Source organism: Pseudomonas rossensis (assembly GCF_039888995.1).
Classification (GTDB): domain Bacteria; phylum Pseudomonadota; class Gammaproteobacteria; order Pseudomonadales; family Pseudomonadaceae; genus Aquipseudomonas; species Aquipseudomonas rossensis.
The window spans coordinates 1-17865 of record NZ_JBBWCB010000038.1 but is presented as its reverse complement, the minus strand read 5'-3'; the positions used below and the strand labels follow the sequence as shown (position 1 = coordinate 17865).

At 58.1% G+C, this 17865-nt stretch carries 18 protein-coding genes; 13 read left to right on the top strand and 5 right to left on the bottom strand.

Annotation, left to right across the window (positions count from 1 at the left end; translation table 11 throughout):
* Positions 1-135: 135 nt before the first annotated feature.
* From WLY71_RS12600 to WLY71_RS12585, 4 genes are read left to right on the top strand one after another with little or no spacing between them, the layout of a single operon-like run.
* Positions 136-1008 (top strand): heme/hemin ABC transporter substrate-binding protein, encoded by an 873-nt coding sequence (locus WLY71_RS12600; protein ID WP_347803804.1) that lies wholly within the window; start codon positions 136-138, stop codon positions 1006-1008.
* A complete protein-coding gene (locus tag WLY71_RS12595) occupies positions 1005-2042 on the top strand; it encodes a FecCD family ABC transporter permease (RefSeq protein ID WP_347803803.1) in 1038 nt (345 codons plus the stop codon). The genes WLY71_RS12600 and WLY71_RS12595 overlap by 4 nt, the downstream gene beginning before the upstream one ends.
* Entirely contained in the window at positions 2042-2809 is a 768-nt protein-coding gene (locus tag WLY71_RS12590; RefSeq protein WP_347803802.1) for a heme ABC transporter ATP-binding protein, read from the top strand. Before WLY71_RS12595 ends, WLY71_RS12590 begins: the two co-directional genes overlap by 1 nt.
* Positions 2810-2829: 20 nt before the next feature.
* Positions 2830-3681, top strand: coding sequence for a ChaN family lipoprotein (locus WLY71_RS12585; RefSeq protein ID WP_347803801.1), 852 nt, complete (start codon positions 2830-2832; stop codon positions 3679-3681).
* Between the two features lie 233 nt (positions 3682-3914).
* Here WLY71_RS12585 and WLY71_RS12580 read toward each other — a convergent pair whose 3' ends face one another.
* The 4 genes from WLY71_RS12580 to WLY71_RS12565 form a co-directional block, all read right to left on the bottom strand.
* Positions 3915-4715 (bottom strand): Crp/Fnr family transcriptional regulator, encoded by an 801-nt coding sequence (locus WLY71_RS12580; protein WP_347803800.1) that lies wholly within the window; start codon positions 4713-4715, stop codon positions 3915-3917.
* 15 nt (positions 4716-4730) lie between these two features.
* Entirely contained in the window at positions 4731-5003 is a 273-nt protein-coding gene (locus tag WLY71_RS12575) for a TfoX/Sxy family protein (protein ID WP_003228231.1), read from the bottom strand.
* 293 nt (positions 5004-5296) lie between these two features.
* Complete coding sequence (locus WLY71_RS12570; RefSeq protein WP_008015079.1) at positions 5297-5641, bottom strand: pentapeptide repeat-containing protein; 345 nt, start codon at positions 5639-5641, stop codon at positions 5297-5299.
* 91 nt (positions 5642-5732) lie between these two features.
* Positions 5733-7289, bottom strand: coding sequence for a bifunctional aminoglycoside phosphotransferase/ATP-binding protein (locus WLY71_RS12565; protein ID WP_347803799.1), 1557 nt, complete (start codon positions 7287-7289; stop codon positions 5733-5735).
* A gap of 118 nt (positions 7290-7407) precedes the next feature.
* On the opposite strand from WLY71_RS12565, the gene mrcB reads away from it, so the two are divergent.
* From mrcB to WLY71_RS12550, 3 genes are read left to right on the top strand one after another with little or no spacing between them, the layout of a single operon-like run.
* Positions 7408-9732 (top strand): penicillin-binding protein 1B, encoded by a 2325-nt coding sequence (gene mrcB, locus WLY71_RS12560; RefSeq protein ID WP_347803798.1) that lies wholly within the window; start codon positions 7408-7410, stop codon positions 9730-9732.
* A gap of 16 nt (positions 9733-9748) precedes the next feature.
* A complete protein-coding gene (locus WLY71_RS12555; protein WP_347803797.1) occupies positions 9749-10483 on the top strand; it encodes a tetratricopeptide repeat protein in 735 nt (244 codons plus the stop codon).
* The gene (locus WLY71_RS12550) at positions 10483-10818 is read left to right on the top strand and encodes a YqcC family protein (protein WP_347803796.1); all 336 of its coding nucleotides are present in this window, start codon (positions 10483-10485) and stop codon (positions 10816-10818) included. Before WLY71_RS12555 ends, WLY71_RS12550 begins: the two co-directional genes overlap by 1 nt.
* A gap of 116 nt (positions 10819-10934) precedes the next feature.
* Here the strand turns inward: WLY71_RS12550 and WLY71_RS12545 are convergent, their stop codons facing one another.
* Positions 10935-11357 (bottom strand): DUF4124 domain-containing protein, encoded by a 423-nt coding sequence (locus tag WLY71_RS12545; protein ID WP_347803795.1) that lies wholly within the window; start codon positions 11355-11357, stop codon positions 10935-10937.
* Positions 11358-11757: 400 nt separating this feature from the next.
* On the opposite strand from WLY71_RS12545, the gene WLY71_RS12540 reads away from it, so the two are divergent.
* From WLY71_RS12540 to msrQ, 6 genes are all read left to right on the top strand, one after another.
* Positions 11758-13482, top strand: a complete 1725-nt coding sequence (locus WLY71_RS12540) for an acetolactate synthase 3 large subunit (RefSeq protein WP_347803794.1) — start codon at positions 11758-11760, stop codon at positions 13480-13482.
* 2 nt (positions 13483-13484) lie between these two features.
* The gene (gene ilvN, locus WLY71_RS12535) at positions 13485-13976 is read left to right on the top strand and encodes an acetolactate synthase small subunit (protein ID WP_003176102.1); all 492 of its coding nucleotides are present in this window, start codon (positions 13485-13487) and stop codon (positions 13974-13976) included.
* A gap of 48 nt (positions 13977-14024) precedes the next feature.
* Positions 14025-15041 carry a ketol-acid reductoisomerase gene (gene ilvC / locus WLY71_RS12530; protein WP_007948647.1) on the top strand — a complete coding sequence of 339 codons (1017 nt, stop codon included), beginning with the start codon at positions 14025-14027 and terminating at the stop codon, positions 15039-15041.
* Positions 15042-15185: 144 nt separating this feature from the next.
* Positions 15186-16043, top strand: coding sequence for a CDP-diacylglycerol--serine O-phosphatidyltransferase (pssA, locus tag WLY71_RS12525; RefSeq protein ID WP_076029747.1), 858 nt, complete (start codon positions 15186-15188; stop codon positions 16041-16043).
* Positions 16044-16106: 63 nt separating this feature from the next.
* Positions 16107-17120 carry a protein-methionine-sulfoxide reductase catalytic subunit MsrP gene (gene msrP, locus WLY71_RS12520; protein ID WP_347803793.1) on the top strand — a complete coding sequence of 338 codons (1014 nt, stop codon included), beginning with the start codon at positions 16107-16109 and terminating at the stop codon, positions 17118-17120.
* A complete protein-coding gene (gene msrQ / locus WLY71_RS12515; protein ID WP_347803792.1) occupies positions 17120-17740 on the top strand; it encodes a protein-methionine-sulfoxide reductase heme-binding subunit MsrQ in 621 nt (206 codons plus the stop codon). Before msrP ends, msrQ begins: the two co-directional genes overlap by 1 nt.
* Positions 17741-17865: the final 125 nt, after the last annotated feature.

Sequence of the window (17865 nt, the reverse complement as noted above, 5' to 3'; positions counted from 1 at the left end):
GATATGTCCGAGCTTGACGTTCAAATGCAAACAATTATCAAATGGCCGCCTTGCCCTTCGGTTACGGATGCCAGGCGCCAAGGATACGTGGCCTGTCATCTCGATGCCCGGGAAAACCCTTAAAGGAAGCTGTTTATGCGCCTGAGTACCCGCGTTGCTGCGCTCTGTGTCGGACTCCTCGTCAGCCACAACGCCGCAGCGGCCGAGTTGCCACAACGTTGGGTCAGTGCCGGGGGAGCTTTATCGGAGTGGATCAGCGCGCTGGGCGGTGAATCGAAACTGGTCGGTGTCGACACCACCAGTCAGCACCCTGAATCCCTCAAGGCATTGCCCAGCATCGGGTATCAGCGGCAGTTGTCGGCGGAGGGCATCTTGAGCTTACGCCCGCAGATATTGGTCGGCACCGAGGAAATGGGACCGCCACCGGTACTTTCGCAGGTTCGCAGTGCAGGCGTGCAGGTCGAACTGTTCTCGGCCCAGCCGGATCTGCCGACCTTGCAGGGTAATTTGCAGCATTTGGGCAAGTTGCTCGGCGCTGAAGATCAGGCCTCACAGGTGTTTCAGACTTATCAACAGCAACTCGATCAGCAAAAGATCCGGGTCACTCGGGCGCAGTTGAAAGAAAAATCACCGGGCGTGCTGTTGTTGCTTGGTCACGCGGGCGGTAAACCGCTCATCGCCGGCAAGGACACCGCCGCCGATTGGTTGCTGCAACAGGCCGGTGGGCACAATCTGGCCACGCATACCGGCTACAAACCCTTTTCTGTCGAATCCCTGGTCAGCCTGGATCCCGAGGTGCTGGTATTTGCCGATCGGGCACTGACCGGCGATGCGGCACGTGCTGCGTTGTTCAAGGAGAACCCGATCCTGTCCTCGACCCGCGCGGCCAAGGACGGGCGAGTCATGGAGCTTGATCCGACTTTGTTGGTGGGGGGCTTGGGGCCACGGCTACCCGATGCGTTGAAAAAGCTGTCTGACGCTTTCTACCCCGGTTCGACCGGCCAATGACCATCCTGGTTAAACCCCGCGCTTTATTCGTTGGTCTGATCCTGCTGTGTGTCTTGGCCATCTGGCTGTCGTTGGCGCTTGGGCCGGTGAGCTTGCCGTTGTTCGACACCTTGCGTGCAGCCCTGCGGCTGGTGGGTGTACCGATCGCGCCCGATGGACTGGAACAGGCCGAGCTGATCCTCGGGCAGATTCGCTTGCCGCGAACCTTGTTGGGTTTGGCTGTGGGAGGGGTGTTGGCATTGTCCGGTGTGGCGATGCAGGGGTTGTTTCGTAATCCTCTGGCCGATCCGGGGCTGGTCGGCGTCTCCAGCGGTGCGGCATTGGGCGCGGCGATTGCGATCGTCGGTGGTTCTGTGTTCGGCGGCCTGCCTGAATCCTTCGGGCCGTATCTGTTATCGCTGTGCGCGTTTCTCGGCGGGCTCGGCGTGACGGCATTGGTGTATCGACTGGGCCGGCGCAACGGGCAGACCAATGTCGCGACCATGCTGTTGGCCGGTATAGCGTTGACTGCGCTGGCCGGCTCCGCCGTGGGGTTGTTCACCTATCTGGCGGATGACGCGACGCTGCGCACCCTGACGTTCTGGAACCTGGGCAGCCTCAATGGTGCCAGCTATTCGCGGCTCTGGCCGTTGCTGCTGATCAGTGCCGGCGTGGCGCTGTGGCTGCCGCGCCGGGCCAAGGCCTTGAATGCATTGTTGCTGGGTGAGTCGGAGGCTGGTCACCTGGGCATCGATGTCGAAGGGCTCAAGCGTGAATTGGTGTTTTGCACGGCGTTGGGTGTCGGTGCCGCAGTGGCCGCGGCGGGGATGATTGGGTTTGTTGGTCTGGTGGTGCCGCATCTGGTGCGATTGCTGGCCGGTCCGGATCATCGGGTGCTGTTGCCTGCGTCAGTCTTGGCGGGTGCCAGTCTTTTGTTATTTGCCGATCTGGTGGCGCGACTGGCCCTGGCGCCGGCTGAATTGCCGATCGGGATCGTCACTGCTTTTATCGGTGCGCCGTTCTTTCTGTATTTATTGCTCAGAGGGCGTGCCTGATGTTGCGAACGCAAAATCTGCAAATCCGTAGGGGCCGAAAGATTGTCCTGGCGGACATTACGCTTGAGCTCAAACCGGGCGAAGTCCTCGGTGTGCTGGGACCTAACGGCGCCGGCAAAAGCACCTTGCTCGGCGCCTTGTGCGGCGAGTTTCAGGCTCATCATGGCAGCGTCTGGCTCGACGAGCGCGAGTTGAGCGATTGGGCGGGGACGGCGCGAGCGCAGCGTTTGGCGGTATTGCCGCAGGTGTCGACCCTGGACTTCGCCTTTCGTGTCGAAGAGGTGGTCGGCATGGGCCGCTTACCCCATCAAAGCGGTCGGGTCCGCGATGACGAGATCGTCGCCGCCGCATTACACGCAGCCGATGCCGGGCATTTGAGTGGCCGCAGCTATCTGGCCTTGTCCGGTGGCGAACGTCAGCGGGCGCATCTGGCGCGGGTTCTGGCGCAGCTCTGGCCGGGCGAAGCGGGGCAAACGTTGTTGCTCGATGAGCCAACGTCGATGCTCGACCCGCTTCATCAGCACACCACTTTGCAAGCCGTGCGCGAGTTCGCCAATAGAGGCGCGGCGGTGCTGGTGATCCTGCATGATCTGAACCTGGCAGCGCGCTATTGTGATCGCCTGTTACTGCTCGAAGGCGGGCGCCCTGTGGCGCTCGATACTCCGGAGCAGGTGTTGCGCCCGGAGCCACTCAAGGCCGTGTTCGGGCTGGAAGTGCTCGTGCAGCAACACCCGGAGCGTGGGCATCCGCTGATCATCGCCCGCTGAGTTTTTTATGGAGTGAAAACATGCGTGGGATTTTGATGCTGGCCTTGCTGATGCTGAGTGCCTGTCAGCATGTTTCGACTCCGCCGCCGGTTGTCGGCGAGATCCGGGACTTGCGCAGCGGTCAGACCCTCACGGCAGAGGAATTGGTTAAGCGGTTGGAAAAGCCTTCACGGCTGATCGTGGGCGAGCAACATGACAATCGCGATCACCATGCACTGCAATTGTGGTTATTGCAGTCGCTAAGTGAGCGGCGACCTCAAGGCAGTCTGCTGCTGGAAATGCTCACGCCGGATCAACAGCTGCGCGTCGATGACGTTCGTCACGCCTCGACACCACCGGCGGATTTGCCCGGTGCATTGGCCTGGCAGTCTGGCTGGGACTGGAATCTGTACGGGCCGATCGTTCGTTTCGCCCTGACCCAGCCATACCCGCTGCTGGCAGCCAATCTGGACACGCCTGAAGTCCGTGCCGTTTACGCCAATCCTCCGACATTGAGGGGTTCGCGTTCCAGCGCAGCTTCAGTGAAGGACGAGTTGCTGAAGCAAGTCAGCGACTCCCACTGTGGTCTGCTGCCCGAATCGCAGATGCCGGCGATGCTGGCGGTCCAGCAACAACGTGACCGACGGATGGCCGAACGCCTGCTGGCGGCACCCACTCCTTCACTGCTGTTTGCCGGCGCTTACCATGCGCGCAAGGATGTCAGCGTGCCCATTCATGTGCTTGATCTGGGAGAGCTTCAGGCGCCTGCAGTGTTGATGCTGGCGGAGCAGGGTAGTGAGGTCACACCGGCCATGGCGGATTACGTCTGGTACACGCCTGCCAAGCCACTGCAGGATTACTGCGTACAAATGCGTAAGCAATTTGGCAAGTGATCGAACGACTTTTCTCCAGGCAAAAAAAGACCCGGCAAAAGCCGGGTCAAATAACCGTGATTAGCCTGATGAGGAGATATCTGAGAGTCCGAACCAAGGGCTTTTCAAATATCGACCAGTCTCGCGACCAGTTGTGATAATCATAGCGATTCTCATTACCAAGTCAACCGCTGATTTCTCAATTATTTGAAATACGCTGCCCGTTCGCTGGAAACGCCCGTAATCATTGGGTTTCAGCCTGTGCGGTTGAGCGAGCTCATCAGAATGATCTGCTTGTTCAGCAGGTCGATATGTCGGGCCATGCTCGCAATCAGGCTATGGGCGATCTTCGGATTACTTTGGGTCAGGCTGAGAAACTGGTCCTTGGGGATCAGCATGACAGTGCTGGGTTCGCTGGTGATCACGCTGGCGTTACGCTTCTCGCCGGTAAACACCGCCATGGCGCCAAAAATCTCGTCCTTGGGTATATCGCCGACTTTACGCCCGTCGACAAAGGCTTCGGCGTGGCCATCAATGATGACGAACACCTGATCCGGTTCATCGCCCTGACGGATCAACACTTCGCCACTGGCCACGCGCTGAAAGCCATTGGTGTTTCGAAACTCCGGTTGTTTCAGGCGGGCGACGGCGTCGGACAGCAGGGCGGACTGACCGGCCATGTATTGAAGGAACAGCTCCGAACGCTCCGGGTCGGCATAGATATGCTGAAAAACCTCGGATCGCAGATAAGGCGTCAGTGCTAACGGGCTATCGCTGCGAAAGCGGCAACGCGGCAGCTCTGTGCCCTGGCGCAAGCCGATCAGATCTCCCTCGTGCAGATAGAACAATGCCCGCTCGTCGATGCATCCATGCAGCAGGCCATTTTCCAGCACAAAGAGTTGATTGCCGGGTAACAGGACGGCCAGATCATCGACGGCTGAAAATTCCAGGCTCGGTCCGCAGGGCATCAAACCTTCCAGCAGCCGGACGGGAATATGTTGCAGTCGGTTGATCAGCGCGTCGGCGTAAGCCGGTTGTTCCCCAAGTAGGTACATGGCTGCTGCGTCCGTTCAGTTCTTGTGACGTGACGAGATAGCTTCCAGCTGTTTGTTCAAGGCGTCCTTGCGCTCGGCGGGAATGTCATTCCAGTGCACATCCATCAGGGCGCCTTCGATGGCATACAACAACACTTTGGACGCCCGAAACCCGCGCGTGCGCACGGCCCGATAAGCATCCACCGCCCCCAGGCGACGCAAGTCCGAGGCGCTGTGGATGCCCACGGCATGCAGCCACTGCGCCGACGTCTTGCCAAGATTCTTCAGGTGCTGCAGTTCATCATTCATCAAGCCTCCTTGCGACGGCCGAACGGTGCGTGGGCGAGCTTCTCAGGAGTGTAGCCATCAGTAGGAAAAGCGTGATTGTTTGGTCGGTTTCGACGCAAAAGCTTCTAAGAGGCAAGGTCCTGAAGCGTTCGAAGGGGCTGCGAATGCAGTAGCGGAGGGTGGTGCAATCTCTGTGGGAGCGAGCCTGCTCGCGAAAGCGGTGTGACATTCAACCCTTATGTCGACTGATACACCGTTTTCGCGAGCAGGCTCGCTCCCACAAGGTGTGTTGTGTCTGGGAAGTGAAACGGATGTTAGCGGGTGCGATAACGCAGTCGTGTACCGAAATTCATCGACATCAGGATCTCGTCAGCACTCAGCTCTGGCGGGAAGTAGGCGCCGGAGATCTGTGCGTGAGCAAGGCTCGCGCCTTCAAGGGAGGCGTTACGAAAGTCGATGCCGCGCAAGTCGGCGGAGCGGAAGTAGGCATCGGTAAAGTCGACGCCGTCAGCGTTCAGTTCACGCAGGTCCAGACCCCGGAAATCGCCACCGACCATGTCGATAGGTCCGTCTTTTGGGCGCTCGTTGTTGAAACCTGTGATGTCGTCTTTGTGCAGCAAAGCATAAAGCGGGGTGTCTAGAAGTTTCGGCTGGCTCATGTCACATCACCTGTTGGTTTTATGACGCCAGTATAGTGCCACTATTTGACACCCGTGAAGCCGGCGAAGGCTTCACGGCTGAAATAGTTTCTTACAGACCCGGCAGACGCTGGCGAATCTGTGCAACGACTGTGTCGAGGGTTCCGCTTTCATTGGTCTGAACGCGTTTGCTGCAGAGAATCTCTGCTGGCGTCAGGGCCTCACGCGTAGCTTGCTGGGCGTCGATAACGGTCAGGTTGGCGTCAGACGGATCCTTTTTGTCTGCCTGACGCAGGGCCAGCCAGCTCTCGATCACCGCTTGCGGCGCATTGCAATCGAGGATCAGGAATGGCGCGCCGGTGGCTTCGGCGATTTTCGCTGCGCCGTCACGCTGGTCGCGCTTGAGGTACGTCGCATCGACTACCACCGGGAAACCAGCACGCAGGATCACTGCGGCAATTTCATGCAGGTGGGTGTAAGTGGCGGCGCTGGCGTCGGCGCTATAGATGCCGGCCTGCGGGTCGTTTGGCACGGTTTGCTCGCCGAACAGACGTTTGCGCTCTACATCGGAACGCAGGCGAATGGCGCCCAACGCTTCCACCAGACGCATGGCCACGTGGCTCTTGCCGACGGCAGAAACACCGTGGGTGATGGCCATGAAGCGCGAAGGAATAGTGCTGTAGCTTTCCGCCAGGTTGGCGTAATTGCGGTACTGACGCAGGGTGGTGGCTCGCTGCACGGGGTCGGCCTCGGCCGGCATGCTGAACAGGCTGACCTTGGCGCGAACCAGTGCGCGGTAGGCTTTATAGAAGTTCAGCAACTCGAGACCCTGGTAATCGCCGGTCAATTCCAGGTATTGGCTGATGAAGCGGCGCGCCAGGCTCTTCAGGCCACGGTCTTCCAGGTCCATCGCCAGGAAACCGGTGTCGGCGTAAACGTCGGTGAAGCGGAACGGTTCGTTGAACTCGATGCAGTCGAAGATCACGACCTTGCCGTCGATCACGGTGGCGTTGCCCAGGTGGATGTCGCCGTGGCATTCGCGGATGAAACCTTCGGCCTTGCGCTGGGCGAACAGTGGCTTGAGGCGTTCGAAGCTGCTTTCGGCCCAGGCTTGCAGCGCATCCAGTTGCAGCAGATCGGCCTTGTCGCTGAGGAACGGGCGGATCTGTTCGAAGTTCTGGCGTACCGGTGCCATCACGCTATCCGGCGTGCCGGCTTCGTGTTCGGCAGGCACTTTGGGTGCGCTGAGGTGGAATTGGGCGATCTGCGCGGCCATCTCGTCGATGTGCAAGGGGGTCAATTCGCCGTTGGCTTGCAGCGTGCTGAGCAGTTGGCTCTGTGGGAATTGACGCATTTTCAGTGCGTAATCGACGACCGGGCCCTCGCCGCCCAGTTGTGGGGCTTCGGCGCTGCCGGTGATTGGCAATACTTCGAGGTACAAATCGTTGGTCAGGCGCTGGTTAAGACGCAGCTCTTCCCCGCAAAAATGCTTGCGAGCGTCGAGGTTGGTGAAATCCAGGAAGCCGAAATTCACTGGCTTCTTCACTTTATAAGCAAAGGGGCCAGTGAGGATTACCCAGGAAATATGGGTTTCGATGACCTGGAACCCGTCTACGGGATGCGGGTAGAGGGCCGGGTTTTGCAGGGCAGCGATCAGGGACTGGCTCACAGGCGATCCTTCAGAGTCTGGGGAAAATTCACGGCCGTCATTATGGCCGCAAGTCCGTCTGACGCAAACCTCGGAGGGCTCCTGTTGAGTATGAATAAAGTGCGTATAATCCGCCGCCATGACTCGTACTCGATCCCCCCGCACCCCCAAAAAACCACCTTCCAAGGGCCTGCGCCCCTGGCTGGGCTGGGCCCTTAAACTCAGTCTGGTCGGCCTTGTGGTGCTGGCCGGGTTCGCGGTTTACCTCGACGCGATCGTCCAGGAGAAGTTCTCCGGCAAGCGCTGGACCATCCCGGCCAAGGTGTACGCGCGCCCGCTGGAGCTGTTCGTCGGACAAAAGCTCAGCAAGGACGATTTTCTGACCGAACTCGATGCCTTGGGCTATCGACGCGAAAGCGCGGCCAACGGCCCCGGCGCCGCCTCGGTCAATGGCAATACCGTCGATCTGAATACTCGTGGCTTTCAGTTCTATGAAGGCATGGAGCAAGCGCAGCCGGTACGGGTGCGCTTCTCTGGCGACTACGTGGCCGAACTTTCGGCGACCAACGGTTCGAAGCTTTCGGTCGTGCGCCTTGAGCCACTGCTGATCGGTGGCCTGTACCCGAAAAACCTTGAAGACCGGATCCTGATCAAGATCGATCAGGTGCCGCCGTACTTGCTCGAGACTTTGGTGGCTGTTGAAGACCGCGACTTCTATCACCACTTTGGCGTTTCACCGAAGTCGATCGCTCGGGCGATCTGGGTCAACGGTTCGTCCGGTCGAATGCGCCAGGGCGGTAGTACCCTGACTCAACAGTTGGTCAAAAACTTCTACCTGACCAATGAGCGCAGCCTGAGCCGCAAGCTCACCGAAGCGATGATGGCGCTGCTGCTTGAGCTGCATTACGACAAACCCGAAATCCTTGAGGCTTACCTCAATGAAGTGTTTGTCGGTCAGGACGGTCAGCGCGCGGTGCACGGTTTTGGTCTGGCCAGTCAGTTCTTCTTCAGCCAGCCGTTGGCCGAACTGAAGCTGCATCAAGTGGCGTTGCTGGTGGGCATGGTCAAAGGGCCGTCTTCCTACAACCCACGTCGTTATCCGGAACGTGCTCTTGAGCGGCGCAATCTGGTACTCGACGTGTTGCAGGAGCAAGGCGTCGCCACTGCCGAACAAGTCGAAGCCGCGAAGAAGATGCCGTTGGGCGTGACCAAGCGCGGCAGCCTGGCGGACAGCTCGTTCCCGGGTTTTCTCGACCTGGTTAAACGTCAGCTGCGCGAAGACTATCGCGACGAAGACTTGACCGAAGAAGGCCTGCGGATCTTTACCAGTTTCGACCCGATCCTGCAGATGAAAGCCGAAGCGTCGGTCAACGACACCTTCAAACGATTGGCCGGGCGCAAGGGCTCTGATGAGGTTGAAGCGGCCATGGTCGTGACCAACCCGGAAACCGGTGAAGTGCAGGCCATGATTGGCAGTCGTCAGGCAGGTTTTGCCGGCTTCAACCGTGCGCTGGATGCTGTACGACCAATCGGCTCCTTGATCAAACCGGCGGTTTATCTGACAGCCCTGGAGAAACCGAGCCAGTACACCTTGACCAGTTGGCTGTCGGACGACTACTTCTCTGTCAAAGGCGCGGACGGTCAAGTCTGGAAACCGCAGAACTACGACCGCCGATCCCATGGCACCGTATTTCTGTATCAGGGCCTGGCGCATTCCTACAACCTGTCGACCGCGCGTCTCGGGTTGGCGGTGGGCGTACCGAATGTCCTGAAGACCCTGGCGCGTCTCGGTGTGAGTCGCGAATTCCCGGCGTTCCCGTCGATGTTGCTGGGCGCTGGCGGTCTGACCCCGATCGAAGTGGCGGCCATGTACCAGACGTTGGCCAACGGTGGTTTCAATACGCCGATGCGCGGGATCCGTAGCGTATTGACCGCTGAAGGTGAACCGCTCAAGCGTTATCCGTTCCAGATTCAGCAGCGCTTCGATCCGGCCTCCATTTACCTGATCCAGAGCGCCATGCAGCGGGTCATGCGTGAAGGTACCGGTAGTTCGGTTTACAACGTGTTGCCGAAAACCCTGACCCTGGCCGGCAAGACCGGCACCAGTAACGACTCGAGGGACAGCTGGTTTGCCGGTTTCAGTCAGGACCTGCTGGCAGTGGTCTGGCTGGGTCGCGATGACAACGGCAAGACACCGTTCACCGGTGCCACCGGTGCATTGCAAGTCTGGACCAGTTTCATGCGCAAAGCCGATCCGTTGCCGCTGGACATGCCGCAGCCAGATAACATTGTTCTGGCCTGGGTGGATTCGCGCACAGGACAAGGCTCTGATGCCAACTGCCCAGGTGCGGTGCAGATGCCGTATATTCGCGGCAGCGAACCGCCTCCCGGTGCCGCTTGCGGTGGCGAAAGCCCTGTTTCCGGCGAAACGGTGATGGATTGGGTCAAGGGCTGGATGAATTAAGCAAAGAGGGTTTCAAGTGAACAAGTGGTTGATTCCAGCGGTTACCGCCGTGGCTTTGCTCAGCGGTTGCTCCTCCGTACAACGCGGTTCGATTCCGGTTGTGGATTCCGGTAGCGCCGTTTCGAACAGTGAACGGGTTTCGGCGAATGGCGGTTTCCGTCAGACGACGACTAAACGTCCTGCGCAAGCCCAGACTCAGGCGATTCCACAAGGTGATACCGGCGTCGTCGTGATGGTGCCAGGTGGCGGCGCAGTGACGTCGGCACCGATCAGTACTGCGCCGATCACGCCAGGCCCGATTACCCCGGGGCCGATCGATACCGCGCCGGTCCAGTCGGCACCGGTCAATCAGGGCAGCTACAGCATGCCGTCGACGCCGAGCGGGATTCCTTCGGCGAGCTCCGGTGGCTTGTCTGCCGACGAGCAATTGGACGGTCCGGTTCTGGCCTTGCTGACTACCGCTCAGCAGCAACAGGCGAGCGGTGATCTCAACGGTGCTTCCTCCAGCCTTGAGCGCGCCCAGCGTGTTGCGCCGCGTGAGCCGCAAGTGCTTTATCGTCTGGCTCAGGTGCGTATGGCTCAAGGCGATGCGCCACAAGCCGAGCAGTTTGCTCGTCGTGGCCTGACCTTCGCCAACGGTCGTCCGGCACTTCAGGCCAGTCTGTGGGCATTGATCGCTCAGACGCGTGAGAAACAGGGTGATTCCGCTGGCGCAGCATTGGCCCGTCAGAAGGCCAAGGTTTCGCTGTGATGGATGCACGCTTTCCGAAAATTGCCGAGCAGTTGCTGTTGATCGAGCGTGAGCTGCGGGTTCAGGGTTGGTGGGACGAAGTCTCGCCATCCGCTGAAGCGCTTTCCAGCGTCGAACCATTCTCGGTCGATATGCTGGATTTCGAGCAGTGGCTGCAATGGATCTTCCTTCCGCGGATGAAGGTGATCCTCGAGCAGGATCTGCCCTTGCCAAACGCTTCGGGAATTCAGGAGATGGCCGAAATGGTCTTCGCTGCCCGTAATGTCCAGGGCAAGGACCGGCAGTTGCAGGTGCTGCTCAAAGAGTTTGATCTACTGATCACCGCCTCTCGCTAACGCCGATCCGTTGTAGGAGCTGTGTAGGAGCTGTCGAGTGAAACGAGGCTGCGATCTTTTGACTTTGCTTTTAAAAAAATCGCAGCCTCGTTTCACTCGACAGCTCCTACAGCTGTTTATTGGCAGTTATCCGCAATCTGTTTCTGTGCTTCGGTGATGCGGTCCTGACGTTGCTGGTCGGTCAGGCGGCGCATCTCACCTTCGACATCCTCCCGTATTCGCGGATTGTTCTGCAGTTGAGCCAGATTCGTCCGCGCCTGTTCGCAGAATGCCTTTAGCTGGGCTTGCTGCTCGGCGACCTGCTTTTTCACTTTACTGTCGATGGCCTGTTGATCGCCAATGGCGCTGCTGCGTGGCGGCGGGGGCTGGTTGCTGGCGGGCAGCGAGGGCGTGACCACGGTGGTGGCTTCCTGGCCTTGGGGCGGCTGGGCGTCGAAGTGGGTAACGCCCTGGGCGTCGACCCATTTGTAGATCTGAGCGGCCATGCACAAAGGGCTGATGCCAATCAGCAGGCTGACGGTCAGGAAAAACGTTCGCATGCCATTTCCTTGTATTGGGTTGCGCAATTGAAGCTAACACAGTTGCTGTTTAGCGGTTTTTTCTTGCTTTCTCATGTGCTTAGTTCAATAAAGCACATAGACGACTTGACTTGGAGAGGACGAAACAGAAGAATCCAAAGTCCGCTGTAGAGGGACTGCCAGAAGCAGGCCCGCTCAGCAGATCATGAGGCGCACATCCGCGCCGACCTGTTACACCCGCAACGCGTTACCTCGCGCTGGGTGGGAAAGGCCCGCAACACTTGGGACGATCCCAATACTTGCTCAGTCAGTGCTGACGTAGTCGGCGACCACCGTCGCTCATGCTCTGCTGAGAAGTAAACCTATTAAGACCCGTCCCCTTTTATGTGGGCGGTATTCTGGCGTTTTAGAGGTGAACAACGTGGAGCTTTTATCTGGCGGTGAGATGCTCGTCCGCTTTTTGCGTGACGAAGGCGTCAAATATATCTACGGGTACCCGGGTGGTGCTCTTCTTCATGTCTACGATGCCCTGTTCAAAGAACCGGAAGTGACCCACATTCTGGTTCGTCACGAACAGGCTGCGACCCATATGGCTGACGGCTATGCCCGTGCCACCGGTAAAGCCGGTGTGGTACTGGTGACCTCGGGCCCGGGCGCAACCAACGCCATAACCGGTATTGCCACGGCCTACATGGACTCCATTCCGATGGTGATCATTTCCGGCCAGGTGCCTAGCAACATGGTAGGCACTGACGCGTTCCAGGAAACCGACATGATCGGTATCTCCCGGCCGATCGTGAAGCACAGCTTCATGATCAAGCACGCGTCGGAAATCCCGGAAGTCATGAAGAAAGCGTTCTACCTGGCGCAATCCGGTCGTCCTGGTCCGGTCGTTGTCGATATCCCGAAAGACATGACCAACCCGGCCGAGAAGTTCGAATACATCTTCCCGAAAAAAGCCAAGCTGCGTTCCTACAGCCCGGCCGTTCGCGGTCACTCCGGGCAAATCCGCAAGGCGGCAGAAATGCTCCTGGCGGCCAAGCGTCCGGTGATGTACGCCGGCGGCGGCGTGATTCTCGGTGGCGGCTCCGCGCCGCTGACCGAGCTGGCGAAGATGCTTAACCTGCCAGTGACCAATACCCTGATGGGGCTGGGTGCCTACCCTGGCACCGACCGTCAGTTCATCGGCATGCTCGGCATGCACGGCAGCTACACCGCTAACCTGGCGATGCACCATGCCGACGTGATCCTTGCAGTCGGCGCTCGTTTCGACGACCGCGTGATCAACGGCCCGGCCAAGTTCTGCCCGAATGCCAAGATCATTCACATCGACATCGACCCGGCTTCGATCTCCAAGACCATCAAGGCAGACGTTCCTATCGTCGGTCCGGTGGAGAGTGTCCTGACCGAGATGGTCGCGATCCTCAAGGAAATCGGCGAGACCCCGAACAAGGAGTCCGTTGCCAGTTGGTGGAAGCAAGTTGATGAGTGGCGCGGTGATCGCGGCCTGTTCCCTTACGACAAGGGCGACGGCAGCATCATCAAGCCGCAGACCGTGATCGAAACCCTGTGCGAAGTGACCAAGGGCGATGCCTTTGTGACCTCCGACGTGGGCCAGCACCAGATGTTCGCGGCGCAGTACTACACGTTCAACAAGCCGAACCGCTGGATCAACTCCGGTGGCCTGGGCACCATGGGCTTCGGTTTTCCGGCGGCCATGGGCATCAAGCTGAGCTTCCCGGATGACGACGTCGTCTGCGTGACGGGCGAGGGCAGCATCCAGATGAACATTCAGGAACTGTCGACCTGCCTGCAATACGGTTTGCCGGTAAAAATCGTCATCCTGAATAACGGCGTGCTGGGTATGGTTCGCCAGTGGCAGGACATGAGTTACGGCAGCCGTCACTCGCACTCCTACATGGAATCGCTGCCTGATTTCGTCAAGCTGGCAGAGGCCTATGGTCACGTCGGCGTGCGCATCACCGACTCGAAAGATTTGAAGTCGAAGATGGAGGAAGCGTTCGCCATGAAAGATCGCCTGGTGGTGATCGACATTTCGGTCGACACCAGCGAGCACGTCTACCCGATGCAGATCAAAGACGGCTCCATGCGCGATATGTGGCTGAGCAAGACGGAGCGTACATAATCATGCGGCACATTATTTCCTTGCTTCTGGAAAACGAACCGGGCGCTCTGTCTCGTGTAGTCGGCCTGTTCTCGCAGCGCAACTACAACATCGAAAGCCTGACCGTGGCACCTACCGAAGACCCGACCCTGTCGCGTCTGACGCTGACCACGGTTGGCCACGATGAAGTTATCGAGCAGATCACCAAGAACCTGAACAAGTTGATCGAAGTGGTCAAACTGGTCGACCTGTCGGAGAGTGCTCACATCGAGCGCGAACTAATGCTGGTCAAGGTCAAGGCCACCGGTGCCCAGCGCGCCGAGATCAAACGCACTACCGATATTTATCGTGGGCAGATCGTTGACGTCAGCGCTAGCGTGTATACCGTTCAATTGACCGGTACCAGCGATAAGCTCGACAGCTTCATTCAGTCCATTGGCACCGCCTCGATTCTGGAAACCGTCCGCAGCGGCGTAACCGGCATTGCCCGCGGCGACAAAGTACTCAGCATCTAAACCAAATTAGCGAATGGCCTGAACGGCCTGGATACATAGGGGAATTTCATGAAAGTTTATTACGAAAAAGACTGCGACCTGTCCATCATCCAGGGCAAGAAAGTTGCCATCATCGGTTACGGTTCCCAGGGCCACGCTCAAGCGTGCAACCTGAAAGACTCCGGCGTTGACGTTACTGTTGGTCTGCGTAAAGGTTCGGCGACTGTTGCCAAAGCCGAAGCTCACGGCCTGAAAGTGACCGACGTTGCTTCCGCTGTTGCGGCTGCCGACCTGGTCATGATCCTGACCCCGGACGAGTTCCAGTCCGCTCTGTACAAGAACGAAATCGAGCCGAACATCAAGAAAGGCGCCACCCTGGCCTTCTCCCACGGCTTCGCGATCCACTACAACCAGGTTGTTCCGCGCGCTGACCTCGACGTGATCATGATCGCGCCGAAAGCTCCGGGCCACACTGTGCGTTCCGAGTTCGTCAAAGGCGGCGGTATTCCTGACCTGATCGCTATCTATCAGGATGCTTCCGGCAACGCCAAAAACGTTGCACTGTCCTACGCCGCAGGCGTTGGTGGCGGTCGTACCGGTATCATCGAAACCACCTTCAAGGACGAGACTGAAACCGACCTGTTCGGCGAACAAGCCGTTCTGTGCGGTGGTACCGTTGAACTGGTTAAAGCCGGTTTCGAAACCCTGGTTGAAGCTGGCTACGCGCCGGAAATGGCCTACTTCGAATGCCTGCACGAACTGAAACTGATCGTTGACCTCATGTACGAAGGCGGTATCGCCAACATGAACTACTCGATCTCCAACAACGCTGAATACGGCGAGTACGTGACCGGTCCGGAAGTGATCAACGCCGAATCCCGTCAGGCTATGCGCAACGCCCTGAAACGTATTCAGGACGGCGAATACGCCAAGATGTTCATCAGCGAAGGCGCTACCGGCTATCCTTCGATGACCGCCAAGCGTCGTAACAACGCCGCTCACGGTATCGAAATCATCGGCGAGCAACTGCGCTCCATGATGCCGTGGATCGGTGCCAACAAGATCGTCGACAAAGCTAAAAACTAAGTCGCGCACTTGTACGAAAAACGCGGCCTAGGCCGCGTTTTTTCGTTTGGGTGGCCGGTTCTGGTATAAAGCTGCATCGTTTGCGGCCGAACCGTCGTCCCAGACACCTGTCCAAACTTTCCACCCCGTTGCAAGGTAATGTCCATGAGCGAACGTCCCGAAGAGCCAAACCAGGCTTCTGACGCCGAAAGCCTGCTGCCCATCGATGAGCACATCGAGGAAGGGCATGACGCTGAAGGTCGTAAAGTCCGGCATCGTGGTATCTATCTTCTGCCGAATCTGTTTACGACTGCGAACCTGTTCGCAGGGTTTTATTCCATCATCAACTCGATGAGCGCCCAGAGCGCCTTGAGTGCCGGTGATTCGATTGGTGCGAGCAAGTATTTTGCTTTTGCAGCGATCGCGATTTTTGTCGCGATGGTGCTCGACGGCCTCGATGGTCGCGTTGCCCGTATGACCAATACCCAGAGCGCCTTCGGTGCCGAGTACGACTCGCTGTCCGACATGGTTGCCTTTGGTGTTGCGCCGGCATTGTTGGCATTCGGTTGGGCCTTGGGCGACATGGGTAAGGTCGGCTGGATGGTTGCCTTCATTTATGTAGCCGGTGCAGCGTTGCGTCTGGCGCGTTTCAATACCCAGGTCGGCACTGCGGACAAGCGCTACTTCATTGGTCTGGCCAGTCCGGCTGCTGCTGGTGTGGTTGCAGGCATTGTCTGGGCGTTCAGTGATTACGGCATTCAGGGCTCGAAGATGTCCTTCCTGGTTGCGCTGATGGTCGCTGCCGCCGGCATGCTGATGGTCAGTAACATCAAGTACAACAGCTTCAAAGAGTTGGACTTGAAAGGGCGCGTTCCTTTTGTCGCGATCCTCGCAGTGGTATTGGTATTCGCCGTTGTGTTCAGTGATCCGCCGCGCATCCTGCTGCTGGTTTTCCTTGCCTATGCGGCTTCCGGGCCGGTGCAGTACCTGCTGCGCCTTCGTCGGCACAAAAAAGCCGAGTGATGTAATTTCCCTCATACTCCGCAGTCTATTGGTACATCTGTCCTCCAATGCTGCGGAGTTGCCATGCTGATCAAAGTCTCCAAAGCGTCTGACTGCCATGAGTCGGACGTCACGCCTGAATCCTTCTATCTATCTCGTCGCAATGTTCTTGGCGCCGCCGTTGCCGGTCTGGCCGTGAGCAGCCTGCCGCGTTGGGCCTCTGCCGACGATGCTGCGCGTTATGCTGATGTCGAGCCTGGCAAGGCGCCTTCCTGGTTTGCCGAAAAACTTCCTTCTACGCAGTGGGGCGCGGTCAACGTCAAGGATGAGGCGATCACGCCATTCAAGGACGCCACCCATTACAACAACTTCTATGAGTTCGGCACCGATAAAGGTGATCCTGCCGCCAACGCCGGCGCGCTGAAAACCGAACCTTGGAGTGTGGTGGTGGACGGGGAGGTGGGCAAGCCGGGACGGTACGCACTGGAAGACTTCATGAAGCCTTATCAGTTGGAGGAGCGTATTTACCGTCTTCGCTGTGTAGAGGCTTGGTCGATGGTCATTCCATGGATCGGATTTCCCATCTCGGCCTTGCTCAAGGAAGTTGAGCCGACGTCCAATGCCAAATTCATTCGCTTCGAAACCCTGGAAGATACCAAGAGCATGCCCGGGCAACGTTCCGGTTTTGGCTTGATCGATTGGCCATATGTGGAAGGGCTGCGTCTGGATGAGGCGATGAATCCGTTGGCGATTCTTGCCGTGGGCATGTACGGGCGGGAGTTGCCTAATCAGAACGGCGCGCCTCTGCGTTTGGTGGTGCCGTGGAAATACGGCTTCAAGAGCATCAAATCCATCGTGCGGATCAGTTTGGTGAGTGAGCAGCCGAAAACCACCTGGCAGAGCATTGCCTCGGATGAGTATGGTTTTTATGCGAACGTAAATCCTGCGGTCGACCATCCGCGTTGGACTCAGGCGCGTGAGCGGCGTTTGCCGAGCGGGCTGTTCAAGCCCAATGTGCGGGACACGCAGATGTTCAATGGCTACTCGGATGAAGTCGCCTCTCTATATACAGGGCTCGATTTGCGGAAGAACTACTGATGCGATTTCCGTTTTGGCGAATTGGCGTCTTTATAGCTGCTGCGGTCTGGCCGCTGCTTTGGTTGTATCAGGCCTGGGAGGATGTGCTGGGGCCTGATCCGGGCAAGGTGCTGGTGGATCGATTGGGGCTGGGGGCGCTTGTCCTGCTGCTCATTACGTTAAGCATGACACCTGTGCAGAAGCTTACCGGTTGGGCGGGGTGGGTTGCTGTCCGGCGGCAACTGGGGTTGTGGTGCTTCGCTTATGTGGTTTTGCATTTGAGTGGGTATACGGCGTTCATCCTCGGCTTTGATTGGTCGCAGTTGGGTGTCGAGTTGCGCAAACGGCCGTACATTATTGTCGGGACGCTTGGGTTTCTGTGTTTATTGGCCTTGGCGCTGACCTCAAATCGCTATAGTCAGCGGCGTTTGGGTTCTAGCTGGAAGAAATTACATCGTCTTGCCTATGTGGTTCTCGGGCTTGGATTGCTGCATATGTTGTGGATCGTGCGCGCTGATCTTAAGGAGTGGGCGGTTTACGCCTCTATAGGTGCATTGCTATTAGTGTTGCGACTACCCCCTGTAACCCGCCGAATCCCACGATTAATAGCCAAAAAGACACCTTCTGCACGAAAAGCGTAATTAAGGGTTGACGGCAGATTCTGGAAGTCTATAATTCGCCCCACTTCCGGCGCAGTCGAAACGGAAAACTCCTTGGTAAACAATGAGTTACGCAGTTTTCGGCAGCGAGTTGCTTCAGGTCATCG

Excerpts from the sequence above, each read along its gene's own strand:
- mrcB (WP_347803798.1), top strand. The coding sequence starts at position 7,408 with ATGACTCGTACTCGATCCCCCCGCACCCCCAAAAAACCACCTTCCAAG.
- WLY71_RS12585 (WP_347803801.1), top strand. The coding sequence starts at position 2,830 with ATGCGTGGGATTTTGATGCTGGCCTTGCTGATGCTGAGTGCCTGTCAG.
- WLY71_RS12570 (WP_008015079.1), bottom strand. The coding sequence starts at position 5,641 with ATGAGCCAGCCGAAACTTCTAGACACCCCGCTTTATGCTTTGCTGCAC.
- WLY71_RS12575 (WP_003228231.1), bottom strand. The coding sequence starts at position 5,003 with ATGAATGATGAACTGCAGCACCTGAAGAATCTTGGCAAGACGTCGGCG.
- ilvC (WP_007948647.1), top strand. The coding sequence starts at position 14,025 with ATGAAAGTTTATTACGAAAAAGACTGCGACCTGTCCATCATCCAGGGC.
- msrP (WP_347803793.1), top strand. The coding sequence starts at position 16,107 with ATGCTGATCAAAGTCTCCAAAGCGTCTGACTGCCATGAGTCGGACGTC.
- WLY71_RS12580 (WP_347803800.1), bottom strand. The coding sequence starts at position 4,715 with ATGTACCTACTTGGGGAACAACCGGCTTACGCCGACGCGCTGATCAAC.
- pssA (WP_076029747.1), top strand. The coding sequence starts at position 15,186 with ATGAGCGAACGTCCCGAAGAGCCAAACCAGGCTTCTGACGCCGAAAGC.
- WLY71_RS12545 (WP_347803795.1), bottom strand. The coding sequence starts at position 11,357 with ATGCGAACGTTTTTCCTGACCGTCAGCCTGCTGATTGGCATCAGCCCT.
- WLY71_RS12590 (WP_347803802.1), top strand. The coding sequence starts at position 2,042 with ATGTTGCGAACGCAAAATCTGCAAATCCGTAGGGGCCGAAAGATTGTC.
- WLY71_RS12600 (WP_347803804.1), top strand. The coding sequence starts at position 136 with ATGCGCCTGAGTACCCGCGTTGCTGCGCTCTGTGTCGGACTCCTCGTC.
- ilvN (WP_003176102.1), top strand. The coding sequence starts at position 13,485 with ATGCGGCACATTATTTCCTTGCTTCTGGAAAACGAACCGGGCGCTCTG.
- WLY71_RS12595 (WP_347803803.1), top strand. The coding sequence starts at position 1,005 with ATGACCATCCTGGTTAAACCCCGCGCTTTATTCGTTGGTCTGATCCTG.
- msrQ (WP_347803792.1), top strand. The coding sequence starts at position 17,120 with ATGCGATTTCCGTTTTGGCGAATTGGCGTCTTTATAGCTGCTGCGGTC.
- WLY71_RS12550 (WP_347803796.1), top strand. The coding sequence starts at position 10,483 with ATGGATGCACGCTTTCCGAAAATTGCCGAGCAGTTGCTGTTGATCGAG.